Below are 12,637 nucleotides of genomic sequence, written 5' to 3'. Positions count from 1 at the left end.
CTTACTAGGCGTCGACTAACGGGTTTACTAGCACAGTCTTGGATGAATCCGCGACGCACAAGGTTTCAGTAGTCGAAAATCGTCGCGTTTTGCCCAGCGCTTTGCGCGCTAAGCCCAGGGAAGGCCCTCCGAGCCGTGGGCGATGGGTTATTCTTGACGGGGCACCAGCAGGCTTGCGGCCCTTCGTGTTGCTTGCGCACAAGCTGACTTCGCCCGTCTCAAAGTCGACGTCAGCGCGTCGCATCGACAATAGCACGCCGATGCGCCAGCCGGTCGTGAAAGCGGTGAAGTGCAGCGCCCGCCACCAGTCCGCCGGTTCACAACCTAGCTTTGCCGGCAGGGTCACCGCATCGCACGCCGCGTAGATTCGCGTGAAGTCGTCCGGCGCGATGATCCGCGGTAGTTCCAGATCCATTCGAGCAAACGTGACGGGCGGCGCGCGGTCGATGTAGCCCCATCGCTCCGCGGTTCGGAGCGCACGTTTGAGCATCCGAAGATCATTGTTCAGGTTCGCGGTGGAAAGTTTCGAGCCCGGCGCCATGCCCCGTTCCTTGAACCGAGCTTTTTGCGCCACAACCGCAGCGTCGGATCGCTCACGTCCACCGCCTGGGCGGCGGCCGCGAACTTGCAACCCTCCTCGGTCACCAACCGCACGGCATCCCGCTTGAACGCCTCGCTATACCGCGGCAGAGTCGCAACCGCTGCCTTCACATCCAGCTTCGTAGTACCCATCGTCGGACCTCCTGTAGAGAGCATTGTCCGCTCCACGCCACGGTCCGAAAGTCCTGGGGGGGCGCCCGCAGGGCGAACAGCGCCACTGGCCACCGCGATCCTGCCAGCAACCCGCCCGGCCCAAGCAAAAACCAGCTCGCAAAAAGAGAACAAACGCCTCGCTTTCGAGGTTTTTCAGCAGCCTGCTATTGATCGGGTAGGCCATTGCGGCGCAGCTTTTGCACCACAATGCAAGGCACGGGCATGTGCCTCGATGAATGTGCAACTTGATTTCGTGCGCGGAATTCATGGGCGTGCCAGGCCGCTGAAGATTCACTCGCTGTGTCTCAACGCGAGCTCCCGTCTGTCGTGCACAGCGGTACTGGCACGCCCGCCTTTCGGCCTCCTCTCAGCTTCGAACCAATCGTGGTCGATTCGAGCGCAGTGGGAAAGAATTGAGATCGACCACTGCTTGATTCTCACTCGCTCGTGGCACAGGAGGGACGGCAAAAATGCTTGCGGCCGAGGCGCTTCGCTCCATTGGACGTGCCATGCAGCAGCAGGCGGTGATCGGGTTGGACGAGCTATTCTGCTACGCACTCGATCTAAGGATTGTTGGTCCATTGCTGCGTGCATCCCTGGATGCTTGGACGACGCTTGAGCACGGCTGGTTGACGCGCCAAGAGATGCTGACGTTGGGCATGATCTGAGATCGCGGAGCTGACCAGGCAGGAATGGCGCACGCGAGTCTTTCCTTACCGGTGTGGCGCGCGCCCCACGGAGCGCGCGTAGCGCCCGAACTCCGTAGCGGCACGCCGATTGCAACTCACACTGACGCAACTTCTTCGACTCCCGAGGTTCCCGATGACACGCAAAATGCTCGTGATCGCCGGCATGGCGATCCTGTTGTTCGAAACGCGAGTTTCAGCCCAGGCGCCCGACGCGGAATTGCCGCCGCCGGCTCCGACGGCCGCTAATTTGCCTCCCGCACTGGCGCCTGCGACCGTTGCCGTTCCGACTGGATTCGATGCGGGGTTTGATTTGCGTTACGACGGAGGCGCTGTCGCGATCGGCTCGGTGACGCCAGGTGGCGTGGCGGATCAAGCGGGGCTACGTGCCGACGATCGCATTGTGACGATCGACGGCCGTAATGTTGCGAACGCGGATGAATTTCGCGCATCGGCATCGGGTTTCGAAGGCCGAACGATCGAGATCATCGTGGAACGCAACGGCCAGCCGCAAACGATCTCGCTGCTCTATCCGCGTACAGCGCCGATTGCGCCGCGTGCGGCCGATCCGAATCGATCGTGGATCGGCGTGGCATTGTCGCGCGACTTCGCCGAACGCGGGGCGCTGATCTCGCGAGTAGCGCCGTCCAGTCCGGCGTCGCGTGCTGGAGTTCGCGCCGGAGACGTCGTGCTCGCAATCAACGGCGAGAATGTGGTCGACTATCGCGACATGATGGACCGCATCAGCAATTTGATTCCCAACTCGTCGGCGGAACTATTAGTTTACCGGAACGGCGCCAGTGTGCCGGTGAATACCGCCATCGGCCGGTTTGAAGATTCCGCAGGGCGCGCCTCCGAAGCGGAGGACACGGCGCCGGCCACGTACGAAACTCAGCGCGTCCCGACTTCGCAAGATCTGGCGGATGCGCGAATGATCCAACTGGGAGACCGCATCTACCGCTTGGAACGAATGGTGCAAGAACTTCAGGATGAAATGCGCGCGCTCCGCCGGGAACAGGCAGCTGACTGAAAATCGAATTCCGCGCGAAGTTCGTCGATTCGACGACGACTTTGCGCCTATTTTCGATATAGCTCGCCGCGGCGAAGCTGCCGGTACATGCCGAGGGATTCGCGCAGAACGCGGGCCGCGTCGACCGGGCCCATGAAGTCGTCGACGACGACCTGCTTGTTTTCCAAGGCCTTGTAGTCCTCGAAGAACCGCTTGATCTGCTTGAGCGTGTGCTCCGGCAGCTCGGTGTGGTTCATGTAGTTGTTGAACGCCGGGTCGTGGATGCTGACGGCGATGATTTTGTCGTCGATGCCTTTTTCGTCGCGCATTCGCATCAGGCCAATCGCCCTGGCTTCTACCATCGTCAATGGCACCACGGCTTCTTGGCTCAACACGAGCGCGTCGAGCGGGTCGCCGTCGTCGCAGAACGTGCGCGGGATGAACCCGTAGTCGGCGGGGTAGTACATCGCGCTGTAGAGGATTCGGTCGAGACGCAGGAAGCCGGTTTCCTTGTCCAGTTCGTACTTGTTCTTGCTTCCCTTGGGAACTTCGATCACGACCGGGAAACTGCTCTCGATCATGTTGTCGTCGATGTAGATGTCGTGCCAGGCGTGCATAGTGGTGGAGGCGGGGATAGCCGGGGAAATGGGTCGGGGAGTTGTGCTGCTCACGAATGCCGCGTCAAGGGGAAATGGAGGAAATACCGGGTGTCGCATCAAAACCGAGTCGCTCGGAAATGCCGCCGTCATGGCGTCCAATAAGCATAGCCGCGCGCAAGAGCAGCGCGGACGGGGCGCGGCGAGGAATCCACGGGGCGCAAATCCGAGGATTTACCACGGAGAGCACGGAGGACACGGAGAGGGGAACGAAAGAGCGGGAGAACAGTCGTACGGCGAGGAACCAATCCCCATTCGATTGGGTTGGCCGGCTCGTCCGGGGAACGAAGGTAGAACTAGATCCCACCTCCGAGTGCTCCGTGCTCTCCGTGGTGAATCCTCCTGCGCGGACTGCGCTAGTCGCGCGGGTCGGCGGGGCGGAGGTTGACGCGGATGGCGCCGCGATTATCGGCCAATTCGCCCCAGCCGTCGCGACAACGGAGGTACAGCTTTCCCTCCATGGGAGCGGCAAATTCGCCACTCCGGCCCAGGTCGAACGGTTCGGAGAGCTCTCCCGCGTTGAACAGCACGCCCTCGAGCTGCCCCTGGCCGAAGCCGTCGCCATCGGCGTCCAGCGCGGCGCCCTCGGCGGAGAGCTGCCAATCGCCGCTGGCCTCAAACGCCACGCAATCTCCCTTGTGCAATTTGACGCCGGTCGCCTGATAGCCCCGGCAGGCGCCGATCTTCACGGTTTGTCGCCGGGCGCCGGATTTCGGCAGGCAGGGATCTCGCCAGTCCCACGCACAAAGGTCGACCCGGTATCCGGACGCCAACCGCTCCATAAAAAAGCGGTATTCGAAGTCGAGCTGATCGCGGACCGGCGCGAAGGCCTGATCAAACTGCACGTCCTGGCCAGCGACGTAACTGCGCGCCAGCAGTTTGAAGCGTGCGTTGTAGGCCGGATGCTGATGAAGAAAATGGCACGCGGACCAACACCAATGATATGAAAGCCGGGCGGCGTCGACGATTTCCGCTTGCTCGTCTTTCCATTGGTCCATCGAGACCACGTCGGTGAGCCGACCTTTGGAATCGTGCCGGGCCACCATGGTGATGAGCGAGGCCGCCAAGGGCGCCGTGAATTCATCGCCGCCGACGATCTCGTCGAGAGGCCGAGGAGTTTCGCCGCGTAGGTAGTCGATGACCTTGGTCGAACAGCGCACTGCTGCGTGGTCTTCGCCGCCGTTCGCCAACATCTCCGCGATGCCTTCCGCGAACCAGGTCGGACCGGTTTGCCCGAAGGTTTGTACACAATAGGCGTGAACGATTTCGTGCTCGGGGATGCCTTCGGTGGCCGCGGCGAAGACGGTGGCCTTGCGCGGCGTATTGATGTTCGTATCGTAGCCGCTGGAGACGGACCCGCCGCCGACGCCGCCGATTAACAACCTGGCCGCGGGATGCGTGAAGGATTCCGCGGACCATTGGTCGAGTCGCTCCACCACAAAGGACTCGATCGGCTGTCGCGATGGCAATCCGAACAACCGGACCGCGGACTTGAGTGTCACGTCCAAACGCTTGAGCAACGCCTTGGCGTCCGGCTCGGACAAATCGGTATGCAGGGCGAACCGCGCAGTATTGTAGTCGGCCGGTTCGAACGACGCGGGAGTCGTCGCGGCCTGTTGCGCGCGCGCGGGACTACTCAGAAAGCAAACCGGAAAAACGCCCAGCAGGCAGACCAGTCCCCTGCCCACGGCGCGCACGAGGTGCGCCCGGAAACCGTCGTCGCTCAAGCTCTGTTCCTTTCAGCCGCCGCCGTGTGGCGTCCTGCCCGGCCACGACACGAATCCGGCGCTCAAGACCTGGCCTCATGTGGGCTTCGCCCCGTGAGGCGAAGACATTGCCCGCAGAGCTACTTTAGGCACAGCCGCCGAGAATAAAAAGCCCCCATTTTGGAGTTTTTCGGCTTGGCACCCCACGGCGATCGTTAGCGCTTCGCCTCGCGCACCAGATGTGCCAGCTCCGGTCCGATCAGTTGTTGTACCGCCAAACGCACGCCGGCGGGCGAGCCGGGCATCGTTAGCACAACTTGCTTGTCGATCAAGCCCCCCACCGCGCGGCTAAGCATCGCCGCCGCGCCGATTTCCGCGTAACTCAGCATCCTAAACAGCTCGCCGTAGCCGGGCAATGTTTTGGTGAGCAACGACGAGATCGTTTCGAAAGTTTGATCTCGGGAGCCCAACCCGGTGCCGCCGGTGAGCAAGATCGCATCGATGTCGTCACGCGTGCGCAGTGATTCCATTATTGCGCGAATCGCAGTTGGCTCGTCACGGATGACTTCACGGACTACGACGTGATGGCCGAACTCGTTCAAGAGATCGATCGCCGTGGCGCCGCCAGTGTCGGTCTCCGGCGTCCGCGTGTCGCTCACGGTGATGACCGCGCATTGAATGCGGCGCGGCGACGATGCGCGATGTTCCGAGACGCTGTCCGGTGGGGGCGCAGGCGACATGAGGTGCTCCGCGAACTAACTTAAATCGACCGCGCCGGCGGCGCCGTCGCCGCGGGCGCTAGCGATTTGTTCGAGGAGTTGAGAGACGTCGCGATAGCCGAAATCCATCCCGGCCAGTTCCGTCAGATACTTGTCGGCCTTCTCCAAATCCTTGAGCGCCAGGAAGGCTACCTTGCCAGTGAAGTAAAGCGTTTCCTTGCGAAGTTCCGGCTCACGAGCGGGAATTTGTTCCAAGGCCGCCTCGAAGTTTTGCATGCCGAGCTTGTACTGTTTGATCTGCACGAAGCACTCGCCGAGCGCCTTCAAGACCTCGGCCTTGCGCTTGGGGTCTTGCTGAGCTTCCTGCAGCAGCGGGATCGCCTCGCGATACATTTTTGCCTTCATCATGCGTGAGGCCAACTCATATTTGTAGCCATGCTGCGTCGGATAGCGTTGCACATGCCCGCGATAGAACTCCAGCTCGCGCGTGTTCAACTCCGCCTTCATCTTTCTCCACAATTCTTCCGATTGCGGCGTGCGGTCCGTTTCCGCCTGTTTCTTGGCGGTCTCGACGGCTTCGCGCGTGCGGCGCATCTGCAGGTCTTCGAGACGCTCGCGGATTTGCAAATCGCCTCCGGACGCTTCAAGGGCCCGCGTCAGCACTTTTTCGGCGTCTTCGAGCTTCTGGTTGCTGGCATGAAGATTGGCCAATTCCAGATACTTGGGAATGTCGGTTGGATTCTTCGTGAGATGTCGCTCAATCACTTGTTCGGCCGTCAATTGCACGCCGCCCCCTTGGCGACGTTCCTGTTGCAATTGTTTGTCGACCATCACGTCGGTGCTGGACTGGGCGTCCTCGAAGCCGCCTTTCTTGATGGCCCGCTCGGCGTCCAGCGCGCGCAGCGTTTGCATTCCCTCTTCATCGCCTGGCTTGGCTTGCACAACGCGGCGAAAGCACGTGATGGCTTCGTCGAAACGCCCCAGCTCGCGCAAAGCACGGCCACATAAGCGATTGACTTCCGGATCTGCGGGATTGGCCCCCAGCGCGCCGCGCAAGTAGAGAATCCGGCACTCCTCATGGCCCAGTTTTTCACTGGCAGAGGCCATCGCCGTCAACGCGCCGACATCCCAGGGGTTGAGCTTGAGCATGTCCAGGCCCGATTTGATCACTCCGAGCCAGTCCTTCTGCATCTCGGATTTCTTGATCGAGCCTTTGATGCCGACCCCTTTCACCGAGGACAGCCGATCTCCCTTTTTGTTGTTGTCGAACTTCTTATAGAGGTTGCCGAGGAAGCTCTGCAAATAGATCTGGTTGGCCGGATCCCCCTCGACGCAGGCGGCGAACATCGTGGTGGCATAGTCGTACTCGCCGCGGTTCGATTTCTGGCTGCCGGCCTCGAACTGCGCCTGTAATCGACGGCGCACTGCCGGAGGAAGTCCGCCGGTATTGCCTGGAATATCTGTCGCCATGCCTGAAGTACCTGGAAATTCCGCGCCGAGACGTCCGTGCGATTCCGAAGTAGGAAACGCCCCGCCTTGTCCATTCTAACCGCCCGAGGCGCGGACTCCAACGAGCCACCGGACGTGAATGAAACTGACATTGAAGCGGTATCGAGGCACAACCCAAATCCTCGCTCAGTGCAAACCAACAAAAAAAACCGGGGCGGATGCCAGCATTGGCGTCCGCCCCGGTGAAATGCCTGTTGGAATCGAACCGCTTAGCGTCGGCGGAAGCAGTACAAGGCCGCGCCGAAACCAATCCCTAGCAGGGCCAGACTGCCGGGCTCAGGAACGATGCGGATGATCTCGTCTTCGCTGAACAGTGCGACGTACAAAGCGCCGTCCGGGCCAAATTCCATGTCCGGGGCGGTTGGGCCGCCGGGGCCGCCGAAACCCGTGCCGATGACAGTCGGGACGCCGAGCGCATCGAAGCGAAGCAGCTCGCCGGTATCACGGCTGATGCCATAGAGGGAGTCGCCCCACAGGGGACCTCCGGGGCCGAATTCGAGTTGGAACCCGCCAGGACCCGGATTCGGATCGGTGTAGAAATTCCCATTCACCAGCGAGCCGTCGGCGGCATGGATACGAATGACGCCGTCCGGGCCGTCGGTGTAAATGTTGTCGTCTGCGTCGATGGCGATTGTGCCGTTCACGCCGCCCAAGTTGTAGAGAATCGTGGGATTGCCACCGGTCGATGCCGCCACGGGGCCGAGATTATCCGCGATGATCACGCGTCCGGTGCTGTCGAACTTCAGACCATTCGGATTGACCAGGCCGCTGCCGACATGGAACAACAGCGTGGTCGTCTGATCGGGATGGATCGCACGCAATGCGCCTTCAGCGACTTGGCGACCGGCCACCAGGACAGATCCCGGCACGCCGCTGACATCGCCTGTGGCGTCGAACAACACGGAATCCGGGTCCGGAATTGCCGTGTCGCCGAACTCCGTGACCGTCGCCCCGCCGGGAGCGAACAGGTGAATCTTTACCGCTTCGGCCTGGCTGCCGCCGGAGCCGGAGTTATCGCGACCGACGTAAAGGTCACCAGTCGCGGGATTGAACGTCATCTCCGCCGGGTCCGTAACGTCAGCATAATGCTCGACCGTGAAGCCGGGAACAATCGGCGCCGCCAGGGCGGGAGTGGCTGACAAGGGCGCGGCGAGCGCTGCCAGCAATAGCCCTCGAGTACGAATGCGCATAAATCATGGTCCTTCAAGATGTGAACGCGGTGCGTATGGGTCACTACTTACCAAGCGGCCCACTCCCGGCAAGTGAGCGCGCAGCCGCCTGGATGCCGTGAAAATAACGGCCGGCAACCAGCGTGGCAAGCGATTTTTCACCAGAATGTCGCAATCATTTGGCCGAAGTGCGAATTGGGCGCCAGGCGGTTTGCCAATGGCGCGCTCACAAATTCGCCGCCGCGGCGCCCCGGCGACTACTAGAATTGGGCCTCGTCTCCGATCGCCGCCTTAGCAATGAGGCGAGAATCAGCCCATGGCAAATGGGAACATCGATTCGACAGTCGGGCGCCCGTGTACATGCAGTTCTCGCGTGCAGGATGCGTGCTCCACTTATCAGAGCACCATGGCGACTGCTGTCCAGGATCCACGGTTTTCCTGACGATGGCCGGCAGCGATGAATTCCACCAAGAAATCGCGGCTAAGAACTACGGCTACAACCGAGCTGGTGTGGAACGCACGTTCTACGGCGCGAAGTGCGTAGAAGTGATCGACCCGTTTGGCAATCGACTCCGGATCAATGAGTATCTGGACAAGTAATATCGCTTAGCGCGCGAATCGCTCTCCCTCTATCGAGTGAGTGACGAATTTGCATTTTTGGGCAATGCGTGCGTCCTAGGTTGCGGGATTCCGAACACTTTTCTAGGCTGTGTTCGATGAACGTGGGACGTGCGGGACGGTGATGGGCGTCTTGGGCCGCGCATACTTCTTCGCTCCGCGTCTGTTGCACGTAGTTCGAGCGAGTTGCTCGGGCTGCCCATGTTGCGCGCGCAGATCGACCATGAAAGCGGTTTCTCGTCGATTGCGGGTGCGCCAGCGGGAGGCGCGCGAATTGGCAGGCACAAAACTGATTCGCGATAGTAAGAGCGCGTTGTGCATGAAGGAGTGCGGCATGCCGATCGGCAAGATTAAGAAGTTGGTGACGGACAAGGGATTCGGCTTTATCCAGCCCGAGGATGGCGCCGACGTGTTTTTCCATCACACGACCGTGGACGACCAACAGTTTGACGATCTCACCGAAGGGCAACAGGTCGAGTTTACGCTCGACCAGGGTGGAGGTGGCGGAAAGTCAAAGGGTCCGCGAGCGGCGACTGTGAAGCCGCTGTGATTGTTCCGTTTCGCGGACGGGTCCGCGGCGCCAGCGCTAGGGGGAATGGCGACGCGAAGTTGTCTTCAGTTTAGCGCACCTCATCAAGCCTCGGTCGCCTGCGACCGAGGCTTGTTTGTTTCACCGGGCTCAATGAGCGCCCGTGTCTGACATCAAGAAGCCCACGAGGTCGCGAATCTCGTCCGCGGAGAACGCGTTGAGTTGACCTTCCGGCATCAAGGACAGGTCCGATTCCTCCATCGCGTCGATCTCGGAGCGCTCCAGCACCAACGCCTCTGAAGCGGTTTGAATCGCCACGGTGCGTTCGGTCTTGGCGCCCACGACGCCGTTGAGAATGCGGCCGTCGGTGAGCGCGATGATCGACAACCGATAGTTGGTGCCAACCGTCGCCGAGGGATCGACGATGTTCGACAACCAATAATCGAGATTGCCGCGCTGCGCCCCGGTCAACTCGGGACCGATCGCGCCCCCTTCGCCGAACAGCTTGTGGCACTTCCCGCAATGCTGTGAATACAGCAAACGCCCTTGCGCAAGATCGGCCGCCGCCAAACGCTCCGCAGTCAATTGTTCGCGATATTGCGCCAATTGTTTCAACTTGTCCACCGCCAGCAGCCGTGATCCCGGTAAGACCTTGGCGAGGCGCTCCGTGAGCGCAGCCTCGCCCATCAACTGCAATTGTCGGAGCGCGGTCGGACCAAGGTCCTCGGCAGGCACGCTGCCAGTGGCGATGGCGTCCAACAGTGCGTTCGCGCTTTCCAAACGCGTGGCCATCGCTTCGATCACGGCTTCGCGCCCAGCCCGAGTTAATCGCGGATAGCTGGTCAACAAGAGGTCTTGGTGGTGCGCTAAGTCGAGCGTCGCCAAACTCTGCACCGCGTCCACGGCCAATTCGCGGTTTGCCAGTAACGGCCGCAGCGTCTCGTCCAGTCCTTCCACGCGAGCCTGCACTAAAGCGCGAAGCGCCTCGCGCCGCTGGACGAGCGGTTGCGAGGCGTCGCCGACAACTTGCTTCAATTCATCGAGTGCGCGTCCGTCACCGAAGACAGCGGACAACTCGCGGACGCACGACATCGTTTCATCATCCGCATCGCTCAGCGTGGCTGCGAACGCCGCCCATCCCGCCGGCGCCGGCGCCTGACGCCAACCGCGTAGGGCGTCGCTCATGCCGATGAGAATTGCTCGCCGCAAAGCAGCGTCAGGCGTGCTGCGGAGGAACGTCACCAACGGGTCCGCCGCTTGTGGATTCCGCGCCAACTCCCCGGTGATCCGTCGGACGATAAACGTCGACAACTTGGGCAGCTTCGAATTCAGCGCCAGTTCCGTCGCTGCCGCGGGCGAAACCGGAACCGACGGCTCGATGCCATACCAGACCATGAGCGGCAACACGCGATCGTCGGCAAACTCCGCGTGGGACGCTAGCAATGTGGCCAGCGCCCAACGGTCGTCCAACGGAAATCGCTGCATGGCGGAAGCCAGATACGTCAGCACGAGGCCGGATTGCTCATGTTCCGCCAGTTGTTCAAGCAACGCGCGTGTGTTGGCATCGGTGATCGGTCGGTCGGCAAGTAAGCGCACGCCCCAGGTGCGAACGTGTTCGTCCGCGTGACTGAGCATCCAGCGCAGATCGACATCGCTCAGCTGGCCGATTGCGTGCAATCCCCAGCAGGCTCGCAATGCGAAGTTCGAGGGCTCGTCCGTGGAGACGAGCGTCATGCGCAGCACTTCGTTGGCGTCGCTCATGTCGATGCCTGCTGCGGCGCGCTCCTGCAGCAAGCGACGCGCTTGGGCGGCCAGTCGCTGCTGCCCATCGCATTGCAATTTGGCCAGTTCGCGATTCGATAACTTGGCGAGATCGACGCTCCCAGTTTTGACAGGTAAGGGGCCGTCATGCACGATTTTGAAAACACGCCCCGAAGAGCGATGCACGCCGTCTTCGTCGTGACATTCGCCGGTGTCGGACCAGTCCAGCACATAGACGCCGCCGTCCGGTCCGCAGGCCAAGTCGATGCCGCGAAACCAGGGGTCGCCGCTCTGCAATGGATCCGGCTGATGATGCGCGGTGTAGGTCGCGCCATGACGCTCCAGGCGGTCACGGTTCAAGCGCCGACCATGAAAATTCAGCATGAACACGTCGCCGCGATACTCCTCCGGCCAATTGTCGCCGGAATAGATCATCAGCCCGGAATGCGCATGGCCGCCGCCGGTGTGGCTGGTGTTTTCGGACAACGTCTTGCGCGTGGCAAGCCAGTCTTCCGTCGTGACGTCCCAGTGGACGTGATCCGCGGTCTGTTCAATCAACTCGTAGGTGTGCGGATTGAAATCCTCGCCGTACATCCGCCGGAAATGCGCCCCGGGCACGGCATGCCAGAGATGGCCGATCACCGTGTTGATGAAGAACAATTCGCCCTGCTCGTTCCAATCCATGCCCCAGGAATTGGTCGTCCCCTGGCAAACGACTTCAAAACGATGCTGGGTCGGATGAAATCGCCAGACGCAGCAATTGAGCGCCGTCCTTGCCGACTCGGCCGTCTCCGGCGTGCCGACCCGCGACGTGGCCAGAATGCCATGCCGGCCATAGAGCCAACCGTCCGGGCCCCAGCGCAATCCGTTCACGACGTTATGCCGCACGTCGGCGACGTTCCAACCTTCCAGCATCACGACCGGTTCGCCATCCGGCCGGTCGTCGCCGTCACGGTCCGGAATGAACAACAAGTAAGGCGCCGCGAGCGCCCAGACGCCGCCAAACCCAATTTCCACGCTCGTCAGATGTTCGAGCTGATCCGCGAACACAGTGCGCCGGTCCGCGCGATGATCGCCGTCGGTGTCTCCCAGAATGACGATCCGATCGCGCAGCCGGGCGTCGAAGTTCACGCCCGATTCGGCGTAAGTGTAGTTCTCGGCCACCCACAGCCGACCGCGATCGTCGAACGTCATGCCAATCGGCTGGCGCACGTCCGGTTCGCCGGCAAACAGTCTGACCTGAAAGCCCGGCGGCGTCGTCCACGAGGCGGCCGCTTCCTCCGGTTCCAACGGTTTCGTCGCCGCCTTTTCCGTGTCAAACGGCTCAGGGAACGCTTCGTCCGCTTGGATCGTGCCGATCATCAACGCGAACGACAAGATTAACGTCAGGGTGCCGACCATGGACATGCGCGACATAACTGGCGAATTCCTGTGTGGCGGAGTGGTGATCGCCATACTAGCCCGACGCGCCAGCGAGGGGGAGCAGACGTTGCATCGATTTAAATGTCGGAATCCTGACCGC

At 61.4% G+C, this 12,637-nt stretch carries 12 protein-coding genes; 4 read left to right on the top strand and 8 right to left on the bottom strand.

The annotated features are described in order from the left end of the window. Positions 1-4 precede the first annotated feature (4 nt). The gene (locus SGJ19_15250; GenBank protein MDZ4781606.1) at positions 5-541 is read right to left on the bottom strand and encodes a hypothetical protein; all 537 of its coding nucleotides are present in this window, start codon (positions 539-541) and stop codon (positions 5-7) included. Then, the gene (locus SGJ19_15245; GenBank protein ID MDZ4781605.1) at positions 505-732 is read right to left on the bottom strand and encodes a transposase; all 228 of its coding nucleotides are present in this window, start codon (positions 730-732) and stop codon (positions 505-507) included. Before SGJ19_15245 ends, SGJ19_15250 begins: the two co-directional genes overlap by 37 nt. A gap of 491 nt (positions 733-1,223) precedes the next feature. Between SGJ19_15245 and SGJ19_15240 the strand changes: the two genes are divergently transcribed. Next, on the top strand, positions 1,224-1,421 hold the full coding sequence (locus SGJ19_15240; GenBank protein MDZ4781604.1) for a hypothetical protein: 198 nt from the start codon (positions 1,224-1,226) through the stop codon (positions 1,419-1,421). A gap of 154 nt (positions 1,422-1,575) precedes the next feature. Then, entirely contained in the window at positions 1,576-2,469 is an 894-nt protein-coding gene (locus tag SGJ19_15235) for a PDZ domain-containing protein (GenBank protein ID MDZ4781603.1), read from the top strand. Between the two features lie 47 nt (positions 2,470-2,516). On the opposite strand, the gene SGJ19_15230 is transcribed toward SGJ19_15235, so the two are convergent. From SGJ19_15230 to SGJ19_15210, 5 genes are all read right to left on the bottom strand, one after another. Continuing rightward, a complete protein-coding gene (locus tag SGJ19_15230; protein MDZ4781602.1) occupies positions 2,517-3,065 on the bottom strand; it encodes an inorganic diphosphatase in 549 nt (182 codons plus the stop codon). Between the two features lie 395 nt (positions 3,066-3,460). Continuing rightward, a complete protein-coding gene (locus SGJ19_15225) occupies positions 3,461-4,831 on the bottom strand; it encodes a hypothetical protein (protein ID MDZ4781601.1) in 1,371 nt (456 codons plus the stop codon). Between the two features lie 194 nt (positions 4,832-5,025). Next, positions 5,026-5,550, bottom strand: a complete 525-nt coding sequence (locus SGJ19_15220; protein MDZ4781600.1) for a MogA/MoaB family molybdenum cofactor biosynthesis protein — start codon at positions 5,548-5,550, stop codon at positions 5,026-5,028. 15 nt (positions 5,551-5,565) lie between these two features. Beyond that, on the bottom strand, positions 5,566-6,999 hold the full coding sequence (locus tag SGJ19_15215) for a tetratricopeptide repeat protein (protein MDZ4781599.1): 1,434 nt from the start codon (positions 6,997-6,999) through the stop codon (positions 5,566-5,568). A 248-nt stretch (positions 7,000-7,247) separates the two neighbouring features. Beyond that, complete coding sequence (locus tag SGJ19_15210; GenBank protein ID MDZ4781598.1) at positions 7,248-8,228, bottom strand: PEP-CTERM sorting domain-containing protein; 981 nt, start codon at positions 8,226-8,228, stop codon at positions 7,248-7,250. A 276-nt stretch (positions 8,229-8,504) separates the two neighbouring features. Between SGJ19_15210 and SGJ19_15205 the strand changes: the two genes are divergently transcribed. Then, positions 8,505-8,807, top strand: a complete 303-nt coding sequence (locus SGJ19_15205) for a glyoxalase superfamily protein (GenBank protein ID MDZ4781597.1) — start codon at positions 8,505-8,507, stop codon at positions 8,805-8,807. Between the two features lie 352 nt (positions 8,808-9,159). Then, the gene (locus SGJ19_15200; protein MDZ4781596.1) at positions 9,160-9,375 is read left to right on the top strand and encodes a cold shock domain-containing protein; all 216 of its coding nucleotides are present in this window, start codon (positions 9,160-9,162) and stop codon (positions 9,373-9,375) included. 129 nt (positions 9,376-9,504) lie between these two features. On the opposite strand, the gene SGJ19_15195 is transcribed toward SGJ19_15200, so the two are convergent. After that, the gene (locus tag SGJ19_15195; protein MDZ4781595.1) at positions 9,505-12,531 is read right to left on the bottom strand and encodes a PVC-type heme-binding CxxCH protein; all 3,027 of its coding nucleotides are present in this window, start codon (positions 12,529-12,531) and stop codon (positions 9,505-9,507) included. Positions 12,532-12,637 lie beyond the last annotated feature (106 nt).

Source organism: Planctomycetia bacterium (genome assembly GCA_034440135.1).
Classification (GTDB): Bacteria; Planctomycetota; Planctomycetia; order Pirellulales; family JALHLM01; genus JALHLM01.
This window is presented reverse-complemented; position numbering and strand designations above follow the sequence as displayed.